This window comes from Mycobacterium sp. E1715, assembly GCF_001667625.1.
In the GTDB taxonomy this organism is placed as follows: domain Bacteria; phylum Actinomycetota; class Actinomycetes; order Mycobacteriales; family Mycobacteriaceae; genus Mycobacterium.
This window is the reverse complement of the sequence record NZ_LZJJ01000441.1, coordinates 12241-33908: the sequence shown is the minus strand read 5'-3', so window position 1 is coordinate 33908 and position 21668 is coordinate 12241. Positions and strand designations below refer to the sequence as shown.

General features: G+C 68.6%; 24 protein-coding genes and 1 pseudogene. 11 read left to right on the top strand and 14 right to left on the bottom strand.

All coding sequences use genetic code 11. The annotated features are described in order from the left end of the window. The first annotated feature begins 199 nt into the window (after nucleotides 1-199). The gene (locus A9X03_RS21680) at nucleotides 200-1138 is read left to right on the top strand and encodes a prephenate dehydrogenase (protein WP_067748776.1); all 939 of its coding nucleotides are present in this window, start codon (nucleotides 200-202) and stop codon (nucleotides 1136-1138) included. Here the strand turns inward: A9X03_RS21680 and A9X03_RS21675 are convergent. From A9X03_RS21675 to A9X03_RS21655, 5 genes and pseudogenes are all read right to left on the bottom strand, one after another. Continuing rightward, nucleotides 1101-1700, bottom strand: coding sequence for a putative glycolipid-binding domain-containing protein (locus A9X03_RS21675; protein WP_067748773.1), 600 nt, complete (start codon nucleotides 1698-1700; stop codon nucleotides 1101-1103). The genes A9X03_RS21680 and A9X03_RS21675 overlap by 38 nt on opposite strands. Further along, on the bottom strand, nucleotides 1701-2414 hold the full coding sequence (locus A9X03_RS21670; protein WP_067784140.1) for an ABC transporter permease: 714 nt from the start codon (nucleotides 2412-2414) through the stop codon (nucleotides 1701-1703). Then, nucleotides 2411-3097 (bottom strand): ABC transporter permease, encoded by a 687-nt coding sequence (locus A9X03_RS21665; protein WP_067760693.1) that lies wholly within the window; start codon nucleotides 3095-3097, stop codon nucleotides 2411-2413. The genes A9X03_RS21670 and A9X03_RS21665 overlap by 4 nt, the downstream gene beginning before the upstream one ends. Beyond that, nucleotides 3055-4189, bottom strand: a pseudogene (locus tag A9X03_RS21660) (ABC transporter ATP-binding protein). Before A9X03_RS21660 ends, A9X03_RS21665 begins: the two are co-directional and overlap by 43 nt. Next, complete coding sequence (locus A9X03_RS21655; protein ID WP_067887526.1) at nucleotides 4186-5133, bottom strand: ABC transporter substrate-binding protein; 948 nt, start codon at nucleotides 5131-5133, stop codon at nucleotides 4186-4188. The pseudogene A9X03_RS21660 and the gene A9X03_RS21655 overlap by 4 nt, the downstream one beginning before the upstream one ends. Nucleotides 5134-5233: 100 nt before the next feature. Here A9X03_RS21655 and A9X03_RS21650 point away from each other — a divergent pair, with 100 nt between their 5' ends. Next, nucleotides 5234-5584 (top strand): lipopolysaccharide assembly LapA domain-containing protein, encoded by a 351-nt coding sequence (locus tag A9X03_RS21650; protein ID WP_067760686.1) that lies wholly within the window; start codon nucleotides 5234-5236, stop codon nucleotides 5582-5584. Nucleotides 5585-5692: 108 nt separating this feature from the next. Here A9X03_RS21650 and A9X03_RS21645 read toward each other — a convergent pair whose 3' ends face one another. Together A9X03_RS21645 and A9X03_RS21640 are read right to left on the bottom strand one after the other, a co-directional pair. Then, nucleotides 5693-6739, bottom strand: coding sequence for a phosphotransferase family protein (locus tag A9X03_RS21645; protein ID WP_067760684.1), 1047 nt, complete (start codon nucleotides 6737-6739; stop codon nucleotides 5693-5695). A gap of 9 nt (nucleotides 6740-6748) precedes the next feature. Next, entirely contained in the window at nucleotides 6749-7357 is a 609-nt protein-coding gene (locus tag A9X03_RS21640) for a histidine phosphatase family protein (RefSeq protein ID WP_067760682.1), read from the bottom strand. Nucleotides 7358-7460: 103 nt separating this feature from the next. Between A9X03_RS21640 and A9X03_RS21635 the strand changes: the two genes are divergently transcribed. From A9X03_RS21635 to A9X03_RS21610, 6 genes are all read left to right on the top strand, one after another. Next, on the top strand, nucleotides 7461-8123 hold the full coding sequence (locus A9X03_RS21635; RefSeq protein ID WP_067784131.1) for a class I SAM-dependent methyltransferase: 663 nt from the start codon (nucleotides 7461-7463) through the stop codon (nucleotides 8121-8123). A 62-nt stretch (nucleotides 8124-8185) separates the two neighbouring features. After that, entirely contained in the window at nucleotides 8186-9232 is a 1047-nt protein-coding gene (locus A9X03_RS21630) for a phosphotransferase family protein (protein WP_067760678.1), read from the top strand. A gap of 1 nt (nucleotide 9233) precedes the next feature. Then, entirely contained in the window at nucleotides 9234-9998 is a 765-nt protein-coding gene (locus tag A9X03_RS21625; RefSeq protein ID WP_067760676.1) for an SDR family NAD(P)-dependent oxidoreductase, read from the top strand. Between the two features lie 124 nt (nucleotides 9999-10122). After that, nucleotides 10123-11430: an acyl-CoA dehydrogenase family protein gene (locus A9X03_RS21620; protein ID WP_068262894.1), complete on the top strand. Its 1308-nt coding sequence runs from the start codon at nucleotides 10123-10125 to the stop codon at nucleotides 11428-11430. Next, nucleotides 11427-12035 carry a TetR/AcrR family transcriptional regulator gene (locus tag A9X03_RS21615; protein ID WP_067760670.1) on the top strand — a complete coding sequence of 203 codons (609 nt, stop codon included), beginning with the start codon at nucleotides 11427-11429 and terminating at the stop codon, nucleotides 12033-12035. Before A9X03_RS21620 ends, A9X03_RS21615 begins: the two co-directional genes overlap by 4 nt. After that, nucleotides 12035-13000: an NADPH:quinone oxidoreductase family protein gene (locus A9X03_RS21610; RefSeq protein WP_067760668.1), complete on the top strand. Its 966-nt coding sequence runs from the start codon at nucleotides 12035-12037 to the stop codon at nucleotides 12998-13000. Before A9X03_RS21615 ends, A9X03_RS21610 begins: the two co-directional genes overlap by 1 nt. A 4-nt stretch (nucleotides 13001-13004) precedes the next feature. Here A9X03_RS21610 and A9X03_RS21605 read toward each other — a convergent pair whose 3' ends face one another. Then, entirely contained in the window at nucleotides 13005-14906 is a 1902-nt protein-coding gene (locus A9X03_RS21605; protein WP_067760666.1) for an alkyl/aryl-sulfatase, read from the bottom strand. Nucleotides 14907-15048: 142 nt separating this feature from the next. On the opposite strand from A9X03_RS21605, the gene A9X03_RS21600 reads away from it, so the two are divergent. Then, on the top strand, nucleotides 15049-15525 hold the full coding sequence (locus A9X03_RS21600) for a lipoprotein LpqH (protein WP_046185294.1): 477 nt from the start codon (nucleotides 15049-15051) through the stop codon (nucleotides 15523-15525). Here the strand turns inward: A9X03_RS21600 and A9X03_RS21595 are convergent. The 6 genes from A9X03_RS21595 to A9X03_RS21580 form a co-directional block, all read right to left on the bottom strand. Continuing rightward, nucleotides 15518-17014 (bottom strand): cell wall metabolism sensor histidine kinase WalK, encoded by a 1497-nt coding sequence (locus tag A9X03_RS21595; RefSeq protein ID WP_197508447.1) that lies wholly within the window; start codon nucleotides 17012-17014, stop codon nucleotides 15518-15520. The genes A9X03_RS21600 and A9X03_RS21595 overlap by 8 nt on opposite strands. 124 nt (nucleotides 17015-17138) lie before the next feature. Beyond that, the gene (locus tag A9X03_RS21590; protein ID WP_067760664.1) at nucleotides 17139-17843 is read right to left on the bottom strand and encodes a response regulator transcription factor; all 705 of its coding nucleotides are present in this window, start codon (nucleotides 17841-17843) and stop codon (nucleotides 17139-17141) included. A gap of 151 nt (nucleotides 17844-17994) precedes the next feature. Further along, nucleotides 17995-18150 carry a DUF6131 family protein gene (locus A9X03_RS29930; protein WP_197498930.1) on the bottom strand — a complete coding sequence of 52 codons (156 nt, stop codon included), beginning with the start codon at nucleotides 18148-18150 and terminating at the stop codon, nucleotides 17995-17997. Nucleotides 18151-18160: 10 nt separating this feature from the next. Then, nucleotides 18161-18409, bottom strand: a complete 249-nt coding sequence (locus A9X03_RS28730; protein ID WP_067779589.1) for a hypothetical protein — start codon at nucleotides 18407-18409, stop codon at nucleotides 18161-18163. A gap of 103 nt (nucleotides 18410-18512) precedes the next feature. Beyond that, a complete protein-coding gene (locus tag A9X03_RS21585) occupies nucleotides 18513-18920 on the bottom strand; it encodes an MmcQ/YjbR family DNA-binding protein (protein ID WP_067760661.1) in 408 nt (135 codons plus the stop codon). Nucleotides 18921-18979: 59 nt separating this feature from the next. Next, nucleotides 18980-19918, bottom strand: coding sequence for a class I SAM-dependent methyltransferase (locus A9X03_RS21580; RefSeq protein ID WP_068262892.1), 939 nt, complete (start codon nucleotides 19916-19918; stop codon nucleotides 18980-18982). A gap of 208 nt (nucleotides 19919-20126) precedes the next feature. Between A9X03_RS21580 and A9X03_RS21575 the strand changes: the two genes are divergently transcribed. Together A9X03_RS21575 and A9X03_RS21570 are read left to right on the top strand one after the other, a co-directional pair. Then, nucleotides 20127-21125, top strand: a complete 999-nt coding sequence (locus tag A9X03_RS21575) for a phosphotransferase family protein (RefSeq protein WP_231972880.1) — start codon at nucleotides 20127-20129, stop codon at nucleotides 21123-21125. 19 nt (nucleotides 21126-21144) lie between these two features. Continuing rightward, nucleotides 21145-21657, top strand: a complete 513-nt coding sequence (locus tag A9X03_RS21570) for a hypothetical protein (protein WP_068262888.1) — start codon at nucleotides 21145-21147, stop codon at nucleotides 21655-21657. Nucleotides 21658-21668: the final 11 nt, after the last annotated feature.

The following is a 21668-nucleotide window of genomic DNA, read 5'->3' as shown; positions in this document are numbered from 1 at the left end:
CGTCCGGCGTGTCGGCGGACAGGCCCTGGGCTGGGGCCCGTTGTGCTCCCATGGCCGCTTACGGTAGTCGCAGACCAGGCCCCCTGACCAGACGGAGCGCGACGAAGGCGGGGGCGCGGCGACATCTGGACGCACCGCCGCCGCCGGATTGTGCCAACCTTGGTCTGTGGCTAGCCCTGTTTCTCAAACGCCGGTCTGCGTGCTCGGGCTGGGGCTGATCGGAGGCTCGATCATGCGGGCCGCCACGGCGGCGGGCCGGGAAGTCTTCGGCTACAACCGGTCGGTGGAGGGCGCGAAGGTGGCCGCCGCCGACGGTTTCGACGCCACCACCGATCTCACGGCGACGCTGACCCGCGCCGCGGACACCGGCGCGCTGATCGTCCTGGCGGTGCCCATGCCGGCGCTGGCCGGCATGCTCTCCCACATCGGCGAACTGGCCCCGGCCTGCCCGTTGACCGACGTCACCAGCGTGAAGGGGGCGGTGCTCGACGAGGTCGTCGCCGCCGGTCTTCAGGAACGTTTCGTCGGGGGCCACCCGATGGCGGGTACCGCCCACTCGGGTTGGGCCGCCGGCCACCCCGGCCTGTTCACCCGGGCGCCGTGGGTAATCAGCGTGGACGACCACGTCGACCCCGTTGTGTGGTCGATGGTGATGACGCTGGCGCTGGATTGCGGCGCGGTGGTGGTGCCGGCCAGGTCCGACGACCACGACGCCGCAGCGGCCGCCATCTCGCACCTGCCGCACCTGCTCGCCGAGGCCCTCGCGGTCATCGCCGGGGAGGTGCCGCTGGCGTTCGCGCTGGCCGCCGGGTCGTTCCGCGACGGGACGCGGGTCGCGGCAACCGCCCCCGACCTGGTGCGGGCGATGTGCGAGGGGAACACCGACCAGCTCATACCGGCTGCCGACCGGGTCATCGAGCTCCTGAGCCGGGCCCGCGAGTCGCTGGCCGCGAACAATACGGTGGCCGAACTCGTCGAGGCCGGCCACGCCGCCCGGACGCGTTACGACAGCTTCCCGCGTTCGGACATCTTCCACGTCATCATCGGCGCCGAGAACTGGCGCGAGGAATTGGCCGCCGCCGGCCGGGCGGGCGGGGTGATCAGATCCGCTCTGCCAAGCCTGGATAGTCGACGATGAACCCCTCTTCGTCGACACTGACGACGGTGTCGGCGACCGGGGAGCGCAGCTTGATGCCTTCTGTGCCGCCGGAGCTCGTGTAGCTCACGATGTCCGGCGTGATGGACATGTCGGGCAGGTTGACGTAGACCACCGGCAGCGTCACCGAGTCCGCCTGTTCATGCAAGCCGCGCCGCCGGATGGGCAACGCGTTGAAGAACGGGCTGAACACCACGTCGCAGTCGAGGGCGCCGTTGTACGCCGCGCGGTGCTCGCCCTGATGGTCGGTGACCAGCCACATGTTCTCTTCGTCGCGGGCGATGGACAACACTCGTTCGCGTTCGGCCAGCGTGACCGTCATGCCGAGGCGCTTGGTGGCGCCGGTCTCGTCGGTCTGCAGGTCGTAGTACGCGCCGAACGCCGGGTTGGTTTCGGTGGCGGCCGCGACGATGCGGCCATTGGCCTTGATCCTCTTGCCGGACACCTGGATTCGTACCGATTCCATCCGCGATACGTCCTGTGCACGCCAAGTGAGCATCGCCTGCCACACGCGCCGAGTCGAATCAGAGGAATCTGCGTTCACTCACCTACCGTAAATCGTGCCCGCGATGCGCGAGGGAAGTGTCCGATAAGTGTGGCGCAGTCGACCGGTGCCCGGCATCGAGACCCACACCGCCAACGCCAGCAGCCCGTCGAGCGCGAGCGCCAAGGCGGCCACCATCAAGGCACCGACCAGGGCGAGGTGGAACTCGCGCTCCTTGATTCCGTCGATGAGGTAGCGGCCGAGCCCGCCGAGGCTGGCGTAGGCCGCAACCGTCGCGGTGGCGACCACCTGCAGCGTCGCGTTGCGCAACCCGCCCAGGATCAACGGCAGCGCGTTGCGCGCCTCCACCCACAGCACCCGGGCCTCCGTCATGCCCATCGCGCGCGCGGCGTCGACCACGGTCGGCTCGACGTTGGCGATGCCCGCATAGGTGCCGGCCAGCAGTGCCGGCACCCCCAGCAGCATCAGCGCGACCAGGGGCGGCCCGAGGCCCAGCCCGAACAGCAGCGTGCCGAGCAAGAGCACACCGAGGGTCGGCAGTGCGCGGAGCCCGTTGACCGCACCGACCACCAGCAGGGTGCCCCGACCGGTGTGCCCGATGACGAGCCCGACGGGGACGGCGATCAGGGCCGAGGCGCCGACCGCGACGGCGGTGTACTCCAGATGCTCCAGGATGCGCGCCGCGAGCCCGACCGGACCCGTCCAGTTGTCGGCGGTCAGCAGAAAGGAGACGGCCCGCGCCACGAAGTTCATCGCGCGCCCCCCACGATCGGGGCGACCACCGACCGCCGGCGCGGCGGCCGCCCGGCGCGTTCCCACGGCGTGATCAGCCGGCCCGCCACCATGATCAGGGCGTCGATGACGACCGCCAGCGCGAAGAGCGCGATGATGCCGGCCAGGATCTGGTCGCTCTTGTTGGTCTGATAGCCCTCGGTGAACCACGTGCCCAGGCCGCCGATGCCGATCACCGAGCCCACCGAGACCATCGCGATGTTGGTGACCACCACCACCCGCAACCCGGCCACCAGGACCGGAATGGACAGCGGCAGTTCAACTTTCAGCAAGCGGCTCAGCGGCGGGTAGCCGACCGCGGTGGCGGCGTCGCGCACCTGCGCCGGCACCGCGTCGAGCGCCTCGAGGACCGCCCGCACCAGCAGCGCCGCGGTGTATGCGGTCAGTGCGACCAGCACGTTGGCCTCGTCGAGGATGCGGGTCCCGATGATCATCGGCAAGACCACGAACAGAGCCAGTGACGGGATGGTGAACACGACGCTCGCGGTCGCCGTCGTCAGCCGGCGCGCAACCGGCGCGCGCTGCACCGCCGCGCCCAGGGGGACGGCGATCACCAATCCGATCAGCACCGGCACCAACGACAGCCGCAGGTGAATGATCGTCAAGGCCCAGGCATCGTCGAGGTGGGTGAGCAGGTAGTGCATGCGTCACCCCCGCCGCCGGGCTTCCGCCGCGGCCAGCACGTCACCGGCCAGCACGCCGCCGATCACCCTGCCGCCGTCGTCCACGGCGACGCCCACGCCCGACGGTGAGGACAGCGCCGCATCGAGCGCGTGGCTGAGATTCCCCCCGGGACGAAACAGCGAGCCGACGCCGCTCATGCTGTCCGAAAGCGACGCGCCGGCCCGATGCCGGCGCAGGCCGTCGCCGTCGATCCACCCCATCGGTGCGTGCGCGCCGTCCACCACCACCGCCCACTCGTCGGCGACGGTCTCGGGAAGATCGGCCGCGGGGATGCACCGCACGCCGTGCAGCGGCAGGCCGGCCGCGTCGATGAGTTGCAACCAGCGATAGCCGCGGCCAAGGCCGATGAACCTCGCGACGAAGTCGTTGGCAGGCCGCGACAGCAAGCGCGCGGGTTCGTCGTACTGCTGCAGCGTGCCGGCCCGGAAGACGGCCACCCGGTCGGCCAGCTTGAGCGCTTCGTCGATGTCGTGCGTGACGAACACAATCGTCTTGCGCAATTCGCTTTGCAGACGCAGGATTTCGTTTTGCAGGTCAAGGCGTACCACCGGGTCGACCGCCGAGAACGGCTCGTCCATCAACAAAATCGGCGGGTCGGCGGCCAGTGCACGCGCCACGCCGACGCGTTGTTGCTCACCGCCGGACAGCTGCGCGGGGTAGCGGGTGGCCAGCTTGATGTCCAGTCCGACGCGTTCGAGCACCCCGTAGGCGGCGGCACGGGCCGCCCGCCGCGACTGTCCCTTCAGCACCGGAACCGTTGCGACGTTGTCGATCACCCGCAGGTGCGGCATCAGTCCGGCGTGCTGCATCACGTAGCCGATCCCGAGGCGCAGCCTCACCGGGTCGAGCGTGGACACGTCCACCCCGTCCACGGTGATGGTGCCGGACGTCGGCTCGATCATGCGGTTGACCATGCGCAGCGCGGTGGTCTTGCCGCTGCCCGACGAACCGACGAAGACGGTCAACTTCCCGGTGGGGATCACCAGACTGAGCTGGTCCACCGCGGTGGTCCCGTCGGCGAATGCCTTGCTGACGTTGTCGAAAACGATCATTGGCCCACCGGATGGTCAAAGCCGTTGTTCCGCAACCAGTTCCGCGCGGCCTGGTCGGGGTCGATACCAGAGTTTCCCGCCACCGCGGCATTGAGCCCCGCCACCCCGGCGGTGGTCAGCTTCGCCGACACGGCGTCCAGCACCTGCTTGAGCCGGTCCGACTTCTTCTGCGAATTGACCAGCGGCACAATGTTGCCGGCGATGAAGTTGTGCTCCGGATCCTCCAGCACCACCAGACGGTTCTGCGGGATGGCCGGTGACGTGGTGAAGATGTTGGCGGCGTTCACCCTTCCTTCCAGCAGGGCGCGCACCGTCACCGCGCCGCCGCCGTCGTTGATGGCGACGAAGTTACCGGGCCCGATGTCGAGCCCGTATTTCTGCCGCAGCCCCGGCAGGCCGGCCGGGCGGTTGGCGAACGCGGAGGGCGCCCCGAATCTCACGTCCGGCGAATGTGCCGCCAGGTCGGCGATTGTCTTCAGCTTCCACGAATTAGCGGTGGAGTCGGTCACGGTCACGGTGTCGGTGTCGGCGGCAGGCGACGGGGTGAGGACGGCGAGGTCGCCGGGAAGTTTGCGGTCGAGCTCCAGCTCGACGGCGTCGAGCATGGTCGCCGTCGACTCGGGCTCGAAGTAGAGCAGCAGGTTGCCGATGTACTCGGGCACCAGGTCGATGGAATGGTCTTTGAGCGCGGGTATGTAGGTCTCCCGGCTGCCGATCCCCATCCGCCGGCCGACCTCGAAGCCGTTGGCCTGCAACGCTTGTGCGTATATCTCGGCGATGATCTGCGATTCCGGGAAATCGGCGGATCCCACCACGATCGATTTCGGGCTGCGGACCTCCGCGCCGAGCGGGTCGGGGCTGCTGCACGCCGCGAGAACGCCGATCGCCGTGACCAACACCGCCGCTTGCACGATCGCGCGGAGCGCGCGCGACGGCATCCTCATACCGCCGACAGTAACGTCAGAACCCGCCCCGTGCCGGGACGAAGCGGGCCGGCTGCGCTGCGTGGTTTCATTCTGCGCCGGATCGGACAAAGATGACCCTATGAGCAGCCCCAACCCTGCCTCGCCCACCCAGCCGCCCGCCAAGCCCGCCGCGGCGCCCAAGTCCGGCGCGGCGCCCAAGGAGCCTGCCATCGGGTTCACCCGCGCCGGTGCGCTGTGGTCGTCCCTGATCGCCGGGTTCCTGATCCTGATCTTGTTGCTGATTTTCATCACCCAGAACACGACCTCCACGCCGTTCCAGTTCTTGGGCTGGCATTGGAGCCTGCCGCTGGGGGTGGCCATTTTGCTCGCCGCCGTGGTCGGCGGCCTGATCACGGTGGCCGTCGGCACCGCGCGCATCCTGCAGCTGCGCCGCGCCGCCAAGAAGCACCACGCCGCCGCGTCGCGGTAGGCGGCAGCGCGCCATCGCTTATGCGTCCTGGGCTTCGGCCGCGCGCCCCGGGCGGGAAAACGGGCGATTTCGCGCCGTCACCTCACACTCGAAGCCGTGGTCGCACACTCAGCCCGGCAGCTTGGCCAGCTCGGCCAGCCCGCGCGAAATCAGGGGCGCGACGACCTCCGGCATGTGGTCGGAGTCCATCCCGCGAGCCTGATCCGACATCCGCCTGCGGAAGTCGATCCCGGCGGCGATGATGGCGAGCTTGAAGTAAGCCAGCGCCATGTAAAACTCCCAATGCGCCAGCGGCAGACCGGCGACCAGCGAATAGCGATCGGCCAGCTCGTCGGCCGTCGGCAACAGCGGTGACGTCCAGGCGGCCTGCGCGTTGACGATCAGGTCCAGCGCGGGGTCTCGGTACACGCACATCAGCGCCGCGTCGGAGAGCGGGTCCCCGAGGGTGGACAGCTCCCAGTCGACGACGGCGCGAACCTTCGTCGGGTCGTCGGCGTCCAGGATCGTGTTGTCGATCCGGTAGTCGCCGTGCACGATCGAGGTCCGGCTCTGCTGCGGGATGGCGTCCTGCAGACCGGAGTGGAGGCGCTCGACGTCGGCGTCGCGGCGGTCGTCGGGCAGCCGCACCAGCGCCCATTGCGAACCCCACCGCCGCACCTGCCGCTCGAGATAACCGTTGGGCTTGCCGAAGTCGGCCAGCCCCACGGCCGCGGGGTCGACGGAGTGGAGGTCGACGAGGACCCGGATCAGCGAGTCGACACAGCCCTCGATGACGGTGTGGCTGAACGCTTCGAGCTGGGCGCGGCGGCGCACCACCTGGCCGGCAACGAATTCGACGATCTGGAACGGCGCCCCCAGCACCGACTCGTCCTGGCACAGCGCGATCGCGCGCGCCACCGGAACCGGGGTGTCACGCAGCGCGGCGACCACCCGGTACTCGCGGGCCATGTCATGCGCCGACGGGGTCAGGCCGTGCAGCGGCGGGCGCCGCACCAGCCAGCTGGTCGCGTCGTCGTAGACGCGGAACGTCAGATTGGAGCGGCCGCCGGAGATGAAGTCCGCGCGCAACTCGCCGTCACGCCCGATGCCCAGCGAACGCAGGTAGGAGTCCAGCGAGGCCAGGTCGAGGCCTTCGAGTTGGTCAGCTGAGGTCACCGGACTTGTTTACCACCTCTGATTTCGTGGCAGCAGGTCCCACACGTGCTCGACACCGTTGACCCCAGCGACCGTCGCCTCACCTGATCGCGAGAACAGTAGCCGGGTGACCGAGGCGTAGTCGACGGGGAACGACAACAGCCGGGACGTGCCCAGGATCTGGTGCAACAGCACGTTGATCACTCCGCCGTGGCTGAACACCGCAACGGTGTCCTCGGGGGCGACGGAGGCGACGAGGTCGTCGACGGCCGCGCGCACCCGGGCGAGAAACGCGTCCTCGTCGACCGCGCTGGGCAGGTGCCCCTGCGCCAGCCGCGCCCACTCTTCAGGCATCTCCTCGCGGATCTGCTCGACGGGGATGTAGAGCGGAAGGTCGCGGTCGTATTCGGCGAATCGGTCGTCGATTTCGACGGTCAGCTCGCGCGCCGCCGCGACCGGCTCGGCGGTCTGGATGGCGCGCCGCTGCGGGCTGCTCACCACCCGGGAAATGGGAAACCTGTCCAGCGCCTTGGGTAGTCGCTCGATCTGAGCCAATCCCTCGTCCGACAGGTCCGGGTCTGAGCCCTCGCCGTGTTCGCTGCGCAGCGGCAGCGCGTGCCGGACCAGAAGCAATTGCATGGGTGTCTTCCTGTCTGTGGTTGCGCGCGACGTGTTCATTCAAAGCATGCGGACTCGCCCCCGCAAAATAGGGCTCAGGGAAGGCCGATCTCGAGGAGGAAAAATGACCGAGCCGAGCATGGATTGGGACACCGCGTACCGGCAGGACACGCCACCGCCGTGGAGCATCGGCCGGCCGCAGCCCGAGCTGGCGAGGCTGATCGACGAAGGCAGAATCCGCAGCGACGTGCTGGACGCCGGGTGCGGCCACGCCGCCCTGTCGCTGGCGCTGGCCGAGCGCGGCTTCACCGTCGTCGGCCTGGACAGCAGCGCGACCGCGATCGAGGCCGCTTCGGTGGCGGCGGCGGAACGCGGCCTGGCCACGGCGACCTTCGCGCAGGCCGATGTCACGAATTTCCGCGGCTACGACGGCCGCTTCAACACCATCCTGGACAGCGGGCTGTTTCACGCGCTGCCGCCGGAGAAGCGCCAGGACTACCTGCAGTCGATCCTCCGGTCGGCCGCCCCGGGAGCGGCGCTCTACATCCTGGCCTTCGCCGCCGGGGCCCTGGGCGACGCCAACCAGGGCGGCGGGCCGCGGGGCTTCGACGAGGAGGAGTTGCGCGAGGCCGTCTCGACGCTCTGGCGGATCGACGATCTGCGGCCGGCGCACGTGTACGGCAACGCGCCCGAGTCCTCCGACGGCCCGCTGGCACACCTCGATCGCGACGGCGAGGGCCACTTCCTGGCCCCCGGATTCCTGGTCAGCGCACGCAAGCAGGACTGAGCCGAAAGCGAGGCGCGGGCGCCAGAGAATGCTATTCTCCGCACGGAGTGTGGAGTGTGCGGATGACGACGGTAGATCAGTCCGGGCTGGATGCGGCCGTGCTTGCCCGCTGGCTCGATGCGAACGGCGCGCCGGGGAACGGTGAAGAACCGCGCGTAGAGCAACTGAAGGGCGGTTCCCAGAACACTCTGTGCCTACTCGTCCGCGGTGGCCAGCGGATGGTGTTGCGGATGCCAGGCACCCGCGCCGACGCCGCCCGCATCGACGGCTTGCTCCGCGAGATCCGCTTGGTGCGAGCGCTGTCCGGCACCGACGTCCCGCACGCGGCGCTGATCGCCGCCGACGAGACCGGCACCGTGCTGGGCATGCCGTTCTACGTCATGCAGGCCATCGATGGGTGGAGTCCGATGGACGGCGGCTGGCAGCCGCCGTTCGACACCGACTTGACGGCCCGGCGCGGCCTGGCCTTCCAGTTGGTCGAGGGCGCCGCCAAGCTGGGCCGGGTGGACTGGCGGGCCCAGGGCCTCGACGGCTTCGGTCGGCCGGACGGGTTCCACGAGCGGCAGGTCGATCGCTGGCTGACCTTCCTCGACGCGTACAAGGTGCGCGACCTTCCCGGGCTCGACGAGGCCGCCGACTGGCTGCGCAACAACCGGCCCTCGCACTACCGGCCGGGAATCATGCACGGCGACTACCAGTTCGCCAACGTGATGTTCGCGCACGGGGAGCCGGCGCGACTGGCCGCGATCGTGGACTGGGAGATGACCACCGTCGGCGACCCGCTGCTCGATCTGGCGTGGTGCCTGCTGGGCTACGACGGCGAAGAGCCCCGGGCCGACGGGTTCTATTTGGACATGGCCGGCATGCCCACGCGCAGCGAGTTGTTGGGGCACTACGAGGCGATCAGCGGCCTGTCCACCGACAACATCGACTATTACCTGGTACTGGCCAACTGGAAACTCGGCATCGTGCTGGAAAAGACTTACGCTGCGGGGGTGCGCACCGGGAAGGTCGATCCCAAGATCCAGGACGCCTTCGGGGCGATGATCCCGCAACTGATCGCCACAGCCGCCGACCTCGCGCGGTCACTGCCGTCCGGGGGCAGCTGAAATGGGTTACGCCGAACGGCTTTTCGATCTCACCGATCGGGTCGTGCTGGTCACCGGCGGTAGTCGCGGGCTGGGGCGCGAGATGGCCTTCGCGGCGGCCCGCTGCGGCGCCGACGTCGTGGTCGCGAGCCGCAACATGGACAACTGCATGGCCACGGCCAAGGAAATCGAGGCCGAAACCGGGCGCTCGGCCCTGCCGTATCAGGTCCACGTCGGTCGCTGGGATCAGCTCGACGGATTGGTCGAGGCAACCTACGACCGGTTCGGCAAGGTCGACACGCTGATCAACAACGCCGGCATGTCACCGCTGTACGACAAGCTGACCGACGTCACCGAGAAACTGTTCGACGCGGTGGTCAACCTGAACCTCAAGGGCCCGTTCCGGTTGTCGGCCTTGGTGGGCGAGCGGATGGTGGCGGCCGGCCGCGGGTCGATCATCAACGTGAGCACGGCCGGCTCGTTGCGACCGACGCCCGACATCGTCCCCTACGCCGCAGCCAAGGCCGGGCTCAACGCCATGACCGAGGCGCTGGCGAAGGCGTTCGGGCCGTCGGTGCGGGTCAACACCCTGATGGCCGGCCCGTTCCTGACCGACGTGAGCAAGGCATGGAACCTCGACGCGGCGCCCGGCAAGCCGTTCGGGCACCTCGCGCTGCAGCGCGCCGGAGATCCGGCCGAAATCGTCGGTGCCGCTTTGTTTCTGGCGTCCGACGCGTCCAGCTTCACCACCGGCTCGATCCTGCGCGCCGACGGTGGAATTCCCTGACGCGCGGCGATCGCGAGCGCGGCGCCGCCGGGCGCGGCGGGTCGCCGCCGATGAGCGCGGCGATCGCAAGCGCGGCGCCGCCGGGCCCGGCGGGTCGCCGCCGATGAGAGAGTAGGAGATTCGAATGTCTTGGGACTTCTCCACCGAACCGGAGTTTCAGGAGAAAATCGACTGGGTCCGAGAGTTCGTCCGCCACGAGGTGGAACCCCTCGAGGTGCTCTTCCCCGGCTGCGAGTTCCTGCCGCTCAACGACGAGCGCCGCCGCATAGTCGATCCGCTCAAGCAGCAGGTTCGCGACCACGGCCTGTGGGCGCCGCATCTGGGCCCCGAACTGGGCGGGCAGGGATTCGGCGCGGTCAAGCTGACCTTGATCAACGAGATTCTGGGCCGCAGCCCGTGGGCGCCGATCGTGTTCGGCACGCAGGCGCCCGATACCGGCAACGCCGAGATCATCGCCCGCTTCGGAACCCAGGGCCAAAAGGACCGCTACCTCGCCGGGCTGCTGTCCGGGGAGATCTTCTCGTGTTTCTCGATGACCGAGCCGCAGGGCGGCGCGGATCCGCGCGTCTTCCGGACCCGCGCCTTCCGCGACGGCGACGACTGGGTGATCACCGGTCGAAAGTACTTCTCTTCCAACGCCTCCGTCGCCTCCTTCTTCATCGTCGTCGCGATCACCGACCCGGACGTGCCCGTGCACCGCGGCGCCTCGACGTTCCTGGTACCCGCCGACACCGAAGGCCTCACCATCGAGGCCACCCATCACCTGGTCGGCGCGCTACCGCACGAGCCCGGGCACTCGCTGGTCCACTACGACGGCGTGCGGGTGCCGGCGGACGCGATGCTGGGCGAACCCGGCCAGGGCTTCATGATCCTGCAGACCCGGCTGGCCGGCGGGCGGCTGCATCACGCGATGCGCTCGATCGGGGTCGCCCAACGGGCGGTGGAGATGATGGCCCGGCGCGCGAAAAGCCGCTTCACCCAGGGCAGTTCGCTGGCGGACAAGCAATTGGTGCAGGCGTTCATCGCCGACTCCTACACCGAGCTGATGCCCTTCCGGCTGGCGGTGCTGCACGCGGCATGGCTTATCGACACCGCCGGGGAGCACGCGGCCCGCGCCGAAATCGGCGCCTGCAAGATCCTGGCGTCGCAAGTGCTGAAATCGATTGGGCTGCGCGCGATCCAGGTGCACGGTGCACTCGGCACCACCGATCAGCTGCCACTGGTCAACGTGCTGCTCGGCGGGGTGGCACTGGGCCTGGCAGACGGACCGACCGAAGCCCATAAGGTCAACCTGGCCCGGCTGCTACTCAAGGGATACGAGGCCGAGGACGCTGAGTGGCCGAGCGAACTGCTCGACATCCGCCGGGAGGCCGCGCGCACCAAGTACGGCGACCGGATCGATCGGGTTCCGGCGCTGCCCGATAAGCCGTGAGCAGCAGGGTGACGGCGGCCGTCGAGCGGGCGCTCGACGAGCGGCAGCGGGAGGCGACCGAAGAGGTGGAGCGGATCCTGGCCGCGGCCGTCCGCGTCATGGAACGGGTTGCGCCCGAACCGCCGCGGGTGAGTGACATCGTCGCCGAGGCCGGCTCGTCGAACAAGGCGTTCTACCGCTATTTCGCCGGCAAGGACGACCTGATCCTGGCCGTCATGGAGCGCGGGGTCGCCATCGTCGTGTCCTACCTCGAGCACCAGATGGCCAAGGAGCGCGAGCCCCGCGACCAGGTCGCCCGCTGGATCGAGGGCACGCTCGCGCAGGTGGCCGACCCGCAGCTGATCAGCATGAGCCGGGCGGCCGCCGGCCAGATGTCGGCCGGTGCGAACTGGCGCGCGGCGGATCAGGAGATGATGCGGCCGCTGCGGGATCTCCTCGTCGAACCCGTTGCGGCGCTGGGCAGCAAGGATGTCGAGCGCGATGTCGAGGCCGTGTTCAGCTGCACCGTCGCGACGATGCGCCGCTACCTGGGGTCAGGCGACCGGCCGGGTCCGCCCGACATTGCACACCTGGTGGAGTTCTGCCTACGCGGTCTGGGGGTTTGATGCGCGCCGTTGTCTGTCGTTCCTACGGCACTCCGGAAGATCTGGTACTCGAGGACGTGGACGAGCCGGTGCCAGGCCCCGGGCAGCTGCTGGTGCGGGTGCACGCCGCGGCGGTCAACTTCCCCGACGTGCTGTTCATCGCCGGCAAGTATCAGGTCAAGATTCCGCCGCCGTTCATCCCGGGCAATGAGGTCGCCGGCGAGGTGATCGCCGCCGGTGCGGGCGCCCGTTTCGAGCCTGGACAGCGGGTTTCCGGCACCACTTTTGGGGCGTTCGCCGAACAGGCGCTGCTGGACGCGAACCAGGCCGCGCTGATCCCCGAGGACGTCGACTTCGGGTCGGCCGCCGCCTTCGGGGTGACCTACCGCACCGCCTATCACGCGCTGCGCTCGACCGCCGCGGTGACAGAAGGGGATTGGGTCGTCGTGCTGGGCGCCGCGGGCGGCGTCGGGCTGGCCGCGGTGGACCTGGCCGTCGCCATGAAGGCACGGGTGCTGGCCGCCGCATCGAGCCCCGAGAAACTCGAGCTGTGCCGGCGTCGCGGCGCCGAGGCGACCGTCGACTACGACCGGGAGGACCTCAAGTCGCGCATCCGCGAGTTGACCGGCGACAGCGCCCGGGCGGTGCTCGACCCCGTCGGCGGGCCGTACGCGGAGCCGGCGCTGCGCGGGCTGGCGCGTGGCGGCACCTTCGTCACCCTGGGCTACGCCGCGGGGACGATCCCGGCGATCCCGCTGAACCTCGTTCTGCTCAAGGACATCTGCGTCCGCGGCATGGAGATCCGCACCTTCGCGACCGACCACCCCGAGGAGTCCGCCCGGGACTTGCGCGAACTATCGGAGATGTTCGCCGCCGGCACGATCCGGCCGTACATCGGAGCACGGTTCCCGCTGGCCGAAACGGCGGCGGCGTTGCGGCATGTGGCCGACCGGAAGGTGTTGGGCAAGGTCGTCATCGACATCTGACTTGTCACGGCGTGACGATGTCGAAGCTCGGGTCGGGCTGATCGAGCACACCGAGCAGGGCCTGGAGCGCTGCCTGGTTGCCGGATATCTGCAACCCGGGCGAGGAGAAATCACCCATCGCCGCGGACAGCAGCCGAAACTTGCTGTCCAGTTGAACCGTGACCGATGCCGTCGCCGGATCGGCCGCCACTTTGCGGTAGACCAGCACGCCGTTGCGCAGGGTGAGCCGGTAGTTGGTGGCAAGATCGGCGAAGGCGAGATCGATGGCGAGGTCGAGATCCCAGCTGCGCGGGCCGTCGACCCGGATCGCGAGGCTGTCGAAGATCTGCTCGGGCGTCAACTGGGAGAGCATGGTGGGCGAGGCGACCTGCGCCGCGGTGCCGAAGTTACCGCCCCGCAATTCCGTTGCGCCACTGAGGAAGAAGTTGCGCCACGTCGCGTTCTCGGCCCCATAGGCCAGCTGCTCGAGGGTGTCGGCGTAAAGCGTGCGGGCGCCCTCGTGTGCGCTGTCGGTGAAGATCGCATGATCCAGTAGCGTTGCCGCCCAACGGAAGTCGCCGGAGTCAAAGGCTGACTGGGCCAGGCCGACAACCCGGTCGATCCCACCGATCGCCTCGACGTAGCGCGGCGCGAGCGCCTCCGGGGGATGCGGCCACAACCGCGCCGGGTTGCCGTCGAACCAGCCCATGTAGCGCTGATAGACGGCCTTCACGTTGTGGCTGACCGACCCGTAATAGCCGTGGGTGTGCCACGCACGCTCGAGCGCCGGCGGCATCCGGAACATCTCGGCGATCTCGATCCCGGTGTAGCCCTGGTTGAGCAGCCGCAGCGTCTGGTCGTGCAGATAGGCGTACATGTCGCGCTGCAGCGACAGGAACTCGACGATGCTGTCCCTGCCCCAGGTCGGCCAGTGATGGGAGGCGAACACCACGTCGGCGCGGTCGGCGAAGGTGTCGATCGCCTCGGTGAGATAGCCGGACCAGGCGTGCGGATCGCGCACCAGTGCTCCCCGCAGGGTCAACAGGTTGTGCAGGTTGTGGGTGGCGTTCTCCGCCATGCACAGCGCGCGGAACCGCGGGAAGTAGAAATGCATTTCGGCCGGCGCCTCGGTGCCGGGCGCCATCTGAAACTCGATCTCCACCCCGTCGATGGTGTGCGTCTCACCGGTCTCGCGAATGTCGATGGTCGGCACGATGATCGCCACCTCGCCGGTCGACGGGGCCTGACCCAGCCCGCAGCCCACCTGGTCGCGCGGACCGCGGGGCAGCATGCTGCCGTACATGTACGTCGCCCGCCGCGTCATGGCCGGGCCGGCGTACACGTTCTCCTGCACCGCATGCTCGACAAAACCGTCCGGCGCCAACACGGCCACGGCGCCGTCGTCCACGTCCGCCTGCGAGGTGACGCCCAGCACGCCGCCGAAGTGGTCGACATGGCTGTGGGTGTAGATCACCGCGACGACGGGCCGGTCGCCCCCGCGGTGGGTGCGATACAGCGCCAGCGCGGCCGCGGCGACCTCGGTGGACACCAGCGGGTCGATGACGATGATCCCGGTGTCGGTCTCGACCAACGTGACATTCGAGATGTCGAGGCCACGGACCTGATAGATCCCCGGAACCACTTCGTAGAGTCCCTGTTTGGCGGCCAGCGTCGACTGCCGCCAGAGACTGGGATGCACCGATGTCGGCGCCGCGCCGCCGAGGAACGAGTAGGCGTCGTTGTCCCACACCACGCGGCCGTCGGCCGCCTTGATGACGCACGGGGACAGGGCGGCGATGAATCCGCGGTCGGCGTTGTGAAAGTCGGTGTCGTCATCGAATGGCAGGGCGTGTGCGCGATGCGCCGCCTCGATGACTGCGGTGGGGGGTTTGCGCTGCACGCCAATACATTGCCATTGGCGCGCCATTCCGTACTAGAGGTTCTTGTCAAGTGACTAACGAACACAGAAACAATTACCCGGAACTCTAGATCTTCGGTCCAGTTAACCCTCATACTGCCCACACGGCCCTCAATGCCGAGGGTCGCAACTTTCGGGCAAAGGAGAACACGTGAAGCGTGGACTGATGGTCGCGGTGGCCGGAGCAGCAATTCTGGCCGCCGGCATTTCCGGCTGTTCCAGCAATAAGTCGAGTTCAGGCGGTTCTGGCACCAGCTCCGCGGTGAACACCTCGGCGGGCGCTGCCAGCGGAACCAAGGTCCTCATCGACGGCAAGGACCAGAACGTGAGCGGCTCGGTGGTGTGCACGACCGCCGGCGGCAACGTCAACATCGCCATCGGTGGTGCCGCGACCGGAATCGCCGCCGTGCTCACTGACGCCAACCCGCCCCAGGTGAAGTCGGTTGGACTGGGCAACGTCAACGGTGTGACGCTCGGCTACACCTCCGGGACCGGCCAGGGTAACGCCTCGGCCGAGAAGAACGGCAACAGCTACAAGATCACCGGCACGGCCACCGGCGTCGACATGGCCAACCCGATGCAGCCGGTGAACAAGCCGTTCGAAATCGACGTCAACTGCTCTAGCTAATCGAGGATGCGGGCGGTTGCCACCCGTTGAGTGGCAACCGCACCGTGAACTCGGTATGGCCGGGTGAGCTGTCCACGGTGATAGTCCCGTTGTGCGCCTTGACCACCGCGGACACGATCGCCAGGCCCAGCCCGGTGCTTCCGCCCTTGCGGGACCGCGAGGTGTCGCCGCGGGCGAAGCGCTCGAACACTTCGGATTGAAGCGCCGCCGGGATCCCGGGGCCGTTGTCGATGACCCGCAGCACGGTGTGCGCCGGCTCGGTGCTCAACCGCGTTGTCACGACGGTGCCCGCGCCGGTGTGCAGGCGGGCGTTGGCGAGCAGGTTCGCCAGCACCTGGTGCAGGCGGGCCGCATCGCCGGTGATGATCACGGGTTCCTCGGGCAGGTCGAGTTCCCACTGATGGTCCGGTCCGGCGACATGCGCGTCGTTGACGGCGTCGACCGCCACCCGCGACAGATCGACCGGTTCGCGTTCCAGCGGCCTGCCGGAGTCCAGCCGGGCCAGCAGCAGCAGGTCCTCGACCAGTCGCGTCATCCGTTCCGTCTCGGAGGCCACCCGGCTCATCGCGTGCGCCACCGCCTCCCGGTCGTCGCCCATCCGCTGGGTGAGTTCGGTGTAGCCGCGGATCGCGGCGAGCGGCGTGCGCAGTTCGTGGCTGGCATCGGCGACGAACTGGCGGACACGGGTCTCGCTGGCCTGCCGGGCCGACAAGGCGGCCGCAATGTGATCGAGCATCCGGTTGAGGGCTGACCCCAGCTGGCCCACCTCGGTGTACGGGTTCGCGTCGGATTCACGCACGCGGAGCGGCAGCTCGACCTCACCGCGATCCAGCGGCAGGTCGGCCACCCGGCTAGCGGTCTGCGCGACCCGGCGCAACGGCGCCAGCGCCCGCCGGATGATGATGACCCCGGCGATCGTCGCGGCGGCCAGCGCGACCGCGGTGACGATCGCGAAAATGATCAGCATCCGGATCAAAGTGGCGTCGACGTTGGCCATCGAGAGGCCGGTCACGATGGTGTCACCCCCGTTGCGGCTCGGGGCGGCGACCACCCGATACCGGCCGAGCCCGTCCAGGTTCAGGGTGACCGGAGCGCGGCTGCCCGCGATCTGCTCCAACTGAGACTGGGCGGCCGGGCTCAGCGCGGCCCGGGTGCCGCTGCTGGTGAGGTAGCCGGCGTCGACGGTTTTGCCGTGGTTGACCACCGCGGCCACCATGCCCGCCGGCTGACCGGGGGCGTCCAGAAACCGCGGGCCAGGACCCGGCCGCGGGTAGTAAGAGTGTTCGTGCCGCGGGCGGTTCGGCTCGGGGTACATCAGCGCCGAGCGGAAAGACGTGCCGGCGAGTTGTCCGTCGAGCTGCTTCACCAGGTGGTGATTGAGCGCCAGCTCGGTCACCGCAGTGATGCCGACGCACACGATGGCCAACACGACGATCTGCCCGACCAGCAGCCGCAGCCGCAGGGACCAGGCCCGCCGTGAACTGGCCAACGGTCGCGACCCGCTGCTGAACAACCGTCGCGACCCGCTTCGCCCGGCTTCGCCGCGCTCGCGATCGCTCCCAGCCAACGGTCGCGACCCGCTTCGCCCGGCTTCGCCGCGCTCGCGATCGCTCCTAGCGCGCGGGCTTGAGGACATAACCCGCGCCACGCAGCGTGTGGATCATGGGCTCGCGACCGCTGTCGATCTTCTTGCGCAGATACGAGATGTACAGCTCGACGATGTTGGACCGGCCGCCGAAGTCATAACTCCACACCCGGTCGAGGATCTGGGCCTTGCTGAGCACCCGCTTGGAGTTGCGCATCATGAACCGCAGCAACTCGAACTCGGTGGAGGTCAACGAGATCGGCTCGCCGCCGCGGGTGACCTCGTGGCTGTCCTCGTCGAGGACCAGATCGCCGACCACCAGTTGCGCGCCGCTGTCCAGCGTCGTCACCCCGGTGCGCCGCAGCAGCGCCCGCAGGCGCAGCACCACTTCTTCGATGCTGAACGGTTTGGTGACATAGTCGTCGCCGCCGGCGGTCAACCCCGCGATCCGGTCCTCCACGGCGTCCTTGGCCGTCAACAGCAACACCGGCAGCTGGGGGTTTTCCTCGCGCAGCTTGTGTAGGACGTCGAGCCCGCTCATGTCGGGAAGCATCACATCGAGCACGACCACGTCCGGGCGCTGGGCACGGGCGGCGGCGATAGCCGATGCCCCGTCGCCGGCCGTCGCGATGTTCCAGCCCTCGTAGCGCAACGCCATCGAGACCATCTCGGCCAGCACCGACTCGTCGTCCACGACCAACACATTGATCGGATTGCCATCGGCACGACACATAACGACCCGCTCGACGGAGGCTCGCGGCTGAGTCACAGGTTCCAGTATGCGCACCGCGCTGAGCCGCCGCTATGGCCTAGCTTTGTGTGCCCTGTGAACGGGATCGCGCGACTGCTCGGCAGTCGCGCGATCCCGTTTCCCGGCGAAGTGGCTAATACCAGTAGCGCCGGCCGGCGACCGGGCGACCAATCGAGCCCATGATCCACAACACTGCGCCGATGACGAGCACGACGACGCCGATCTCCCACAGCAATGGGATGCTGAATACAAAGCCGAGAATAAGCAGGATTACGCCGAGGACAATCATGACGACTCCTTTAGGTAAGGGGCACTAGGACAGCAGGCATTGAACTGGGCTGCGGAACATGGCAGTCCTTGACTTTCGGGTTGACGCCCCCGTAATTCAAAGGCCCCGCGATGACGGTCAACGCGATGTTTCCCGCCGTGACACAACTGGTTGAGTCACCCTTGAAGTAATCGCGTTGCCATGCCGCAAAAACCCCGATGAGCAGCCATACCAGGGCAATCGTGCCGATGATTCCGCTGCCACGCATGGTGACCTCCAATGTGGTCGAGAAAAATTTCTCGTGGACGATAGTTACCCATTCGACTTGTGTCTAAACATTCCGCGTGGGCGAATTCGGCGGTGCGCCAGCGGAGCCCGCCGCACTAACGCCCGGCGAGCCATGCCGAGGCCCGCCTCTTCGACGCGCGGGAAAGCCACGCATCCTGGATCAGCTCGGCCAGTTCCGTCTTGCCAATTTCCGGCAATCGGGCAGCCCGCACCAGCACCGACGGATGCCCGTCGAAATGGTCGGTGGTGAAGAACGGGGAATCGGGATCCTGGGTCAGCGCCAGCTTGTCGCTCTCCGACTCCACCCAGAGCATGATCACGTCGGCATAGCGCTCACCGGTGTCCGGATCGGTGGCGTCGGGCTGCGGCGTCCGGAAGAACACGAATGACTTGCCGCCGACCTGATAGATGGCGTTGCCCTTCGGCCCCTCCAGGCGCTGGACGTGCGGCATCGATCCGGCGATCTCGTGCACGTCGCCCACTCGTGCGGGTCGGTCAACCACACCGGCGAGGGTAGCGGCCTTGCGGGCGTGAGCGATTCAGCGGTCGAGCGCCCTGACGATCAGCGCCGCTGCGCGGAAACGTAGAGCGTGGGCGGCATCGTGGCCTCTGCGTCGTGCGGAATGCTCCGGTTATAGCGGGCCATCAACTCGGCGAACGTCGCGGTGCTGACCTCCCAGCCGTGCTCGCGCAGCCACCCATCGACCGGGGTGCGCTCTTCGGCGTACCAGAGGTCGTCGAAGTCGGTGATCTCGGAGTCCACCAGTTTGGCGGCCGCGGCCCGCATTCGCTGCATGTCCTCGCGCTGACGCCGGACGACCTCGGGTTCGGTGAAACCGGCAGCCGGGACGTTGGAGGCCAGCCAGCTTCCGGCCGCACTCAACGCATGAATGCGCTCGAACAACAGGTCCTGGGCCTGCGCCGGCAGGTAGCGCACGAGGCCCTCGGCCGACCACGCGGCCGGCCTCGACGGGTCAAAGCCCGCTTCCTGCAGCGCCTTCGGCCAGTCCTGCCGCAGATCGATCGCCACGTTCACCAGCCGCGCCTTCGGCTCGGCCCCGTGCTCGCGCAGGGTGTTGGCTTTGAATTCCAGGACCTTGGGCTGGTCCAGCTCGTAGACGACGGTGCCGTCGGGCCAGGGCAACCGCCAGGTGCGGGCATCCAGGCCGGCGGCCAAAATCACCACCTGCCGCACACCGGAGTTGGCCGCGCCCAGGAAGAACTCGTCGAAAAACGCTGTCCGCGTGGCCATGAAGTCGATCATCAGCTGGATGCGCGAGCGCACCTCCGGCTCGAGTTCAACGGCCTTTGCCAATAGCTTGGGATCGGCGTAGATGCTCCACATTCCCTCGCCCGCGGCGTCCACGAACACGCGCGCGAACGGGTCGTCGATGAGCGGGTCTGCGCTCTCGGTCTCGGCGGCCCGCGCCGCGGCGACGCCCAGCGCGGTGGCTCCCACGCTTTGGGTGATGTCCCAGGAATCGTTGTCGGTACGCGGCATCGCCAGTTCCCTTCCAAGGGGGAGTCAGTTAGTTGCGCACACTATTGTTCCAGCCCGCGCCGCCCGAAGCCGCTTGCAAACGGTCACCTAGGCTTTTTCCCAGACGCCCCACAGGGTCGCAGAGGAGCGCTGGCATGACGGAAGTGTTCGCCCCGATCGGTAAGGGCCGCGCGTGGATGGCGTGAGCCTGGACGCCGTAGCGGCGTGGATGTCCGAACAGGGACTCGGCGAGGGCCCGTTGGAGGACGTCTCCCCCGTCACCGGCGGCACGCAGAACGTCATGCTGCGGTTCACCCGGGCCGGGCGCCCTTACGTGCTGCGGCGCGGGCCGCGCCACCTGCGTCCGCGCAGCAACAGCGTGATCCTGCGGGAGACGAAAGTGCTTGCCGCGCTGGCCGGTTCCGATGTCCCGCACCCGCACCTGATCGCCGCCTGCGAGGACACCGGCGTGCTGGGTGATGCCGTCTTCTACCTGATGGACCCGGTCGACGGCTTCAACGCCGGCGAAGGACTGCCACCCCTGCATGCGGGCGATCCGGCCGTACGCCACGGCATGGGCCTCTCGATGGCCGATGCGCTGGCCCGGTTGGGCGCCGTCGATCACGTCGCGGTGGGCCTGGCCGATTTCGGCAAGCCAGAGGGCTTCCTCGAACGGCAGGTGCCGCGCTGGCTTTCCGAGCTGGACTCCTACAGCGAGTACGACGGCTATCCGGGGCCCGACATCCCCGGGATCGACGACGTTGCCGGCTGGCTGGAACGCCACCGGCCGACCACCTGGACGCCGGGCATCATGCACGGCGACTACCACGCCGCCAACGTGATGTTCTCCAACACCGGGCCGGACGTGGTGGCGATCGTCGACTGGGAGATGTGCACGATCGGCGACCCGCTGCTGGACCTGGGCTGGCTGCTGGCCACGTGGCGCCAGCCCGATGGGTCCAGCGTGTTCAGCCACGCCCTGGGCGGCCAGGGCGGGTTGGCCAGCACCGGCGAGCTGTTCGAGCGCTACGCGGCCAACACCACCCGCGACCTGTCGCATATCACCTGGTACACCGTGCTGGCCTGCTTCAAGCTGGGCATCGTCATCGAGGGGACGCTCGCGCGGGCCTGCGCGGGCAAGGCCGAAAAAGAGGTCGGCGACCAGTTGCACGCCGCCACGGTCCACCTGTTCGAGCGCGCGCTGGGCCTCATCGAGGGTGAGCGCTAATCCACTAACATCACCCTTCGTGCCGCCCTATCCCGAGGAACCCGACTACTACTCCGAGCCCACCCAGGCCGCGCGGTATGGCGGGTATTACGACGAGCCGGCGCCCGAGCCCGAGCCGCCGACGCCGTGGTATCGCCGTCCGGCGGCGCTGGTAGCGGCGGGCGCGATCGGGGTGATCGTGCTGGCGCTGGTGGCGTTCGCAGTGGTCAAGCTGGTCGGCGGTTCGCCCGCGCACAGCCCCGCGACGACGACCACGACCACGACGACCACCATTCCGTCCACCACCGTGCCCACCACGACGACAGAGCCGCCCCGGCACCACGGCGGTGGCGGAGGTGGCGGCGGTGGCGCGCCGACCGAGACCGTCACCGAGACGGCGCCGCCACCGAGCACCGACACCCCCACGCCCACGACGACGGAGCCGCCGAGCACGGTCACGGTGTCGCCGAGCACCGAGACCAGCACCGTCACGCAGACCGTGACCGTACCGCCGCGCCGCGGCCCCTTCGGGGGTCCGTTCGGCGGGCGCTAGCGGCGAGCCCT

Excerpts from the sequence above, each read along its gene's own strand:
- A9X03_RS29930 (WP_197498930.1), bottom strand. The coding sequence starts at position 18,150 with ATGATTGTCCTCGGCGTAATCCTGCTTATTCTCGGCTTTGTATTCAGC.
- A9X03_RS21575 (WP_231972880.1), top strand. The coding sequence starts at position 20,127 with ATGTCCGAACAGGGACTCGGCGAGGGCCCGTTGGAGGACGTCTCCCCC.
- A9X03_RS21580 (WP_068262892.1), bottom strand. The coding sequence starts at position 19,918 with ATGCCGCGTACCGACAACGATTCCTGGGACATCACCCAAAGCGTGGGA.
- A9X03_RS21635 (WP_067784131.1), top strand. The coding sequence starts at position 7,461 with ATGACCGAGCCGAGCATGGATTGGGACACCGCGTACCGGCAGGACACG.
- A9X03_RS21625 (WP_067760676.1), top strand. The coding sequence starts at position 9,234 with ATGGGTTACGCCGAACGGCTTTTCGATCTCACCGATCGGGTCGTGCTG.
- A9X03_RS21590 (WP_067760664.1), bottom strand. The coding sequence starts at position 17,843 with ATGTGTCGTGCCGATGGCAATCCGATCAATGTGTTGGTCGTGGACGAC.
- A9X03_RS21650 (WP_067760686.1), top strand. The coding sequence starts at position 5,234 with ATGAGCAGCCCCAACCCTGCCTCGCCCACCCAGCCGCCCGCCAAGCCC.
- A9X03_RS21620 (WP_068262894.1), top strand. The coding sequence starts at position 10,123 with ATGTCTTGGGACTTCTCCACCGAACCGGAGTTTCAGGAGAAAATCGAC.
- A9X03_RS21655 (WP_067887526.1), bottom strand. The coding sequence starts at position 5,133 with ATGAGGATGCCGTCGCGCGCGCTCCGCGCGATCGTGCAAGCGGCGGTG.
- A9X03_RS21670 (WP_067784140.1), bottom strand. The coding sequence starts at position 2,414 with ATGAACTTCGTGGCGCGGGCCGTCTCCTTTCTGCTGACCGCCGACAAC.
- A9X03_RS21665 (WP_067760693.1), bottom strand. The coding sequence starts at position 3,097 with ATGCACTACCTGCTCACCCACCTCGACGATGCCTGGGCCTTGACGATC.
- A9X03_RS21640 (WP_067760682.1), bottom strand. The coding sequence starts at position 7,357 with ATGCAATTGCTTCTGGTCCGGCACGCGCTGCCGCTGCGCAGCGAACAC.
- A9X03_RS21605 (WP_067760666.1), bottom strand. The coding sequence starts at position 14,906 with ATGGCGCGCCAATGGCAATGTATTGGCGTGCAGCGCAAACCCCCCACC.
- A9X03_RS21610 (WP_067760668.1), top strand. The coding sequence starts at position 12,035 with ATGCGCGCCGTTGTCTGTCGTTCCTACGGCACTCCGGAAGATCTGGTA.
- A9X03_RS21630 (WP_067760678.1), top strand. The coding sequence starts at position 8,186 with ATGACGACGGTAGATCAGTCCGGGCTGGATGCGGCCGTGCTTGCCCGC.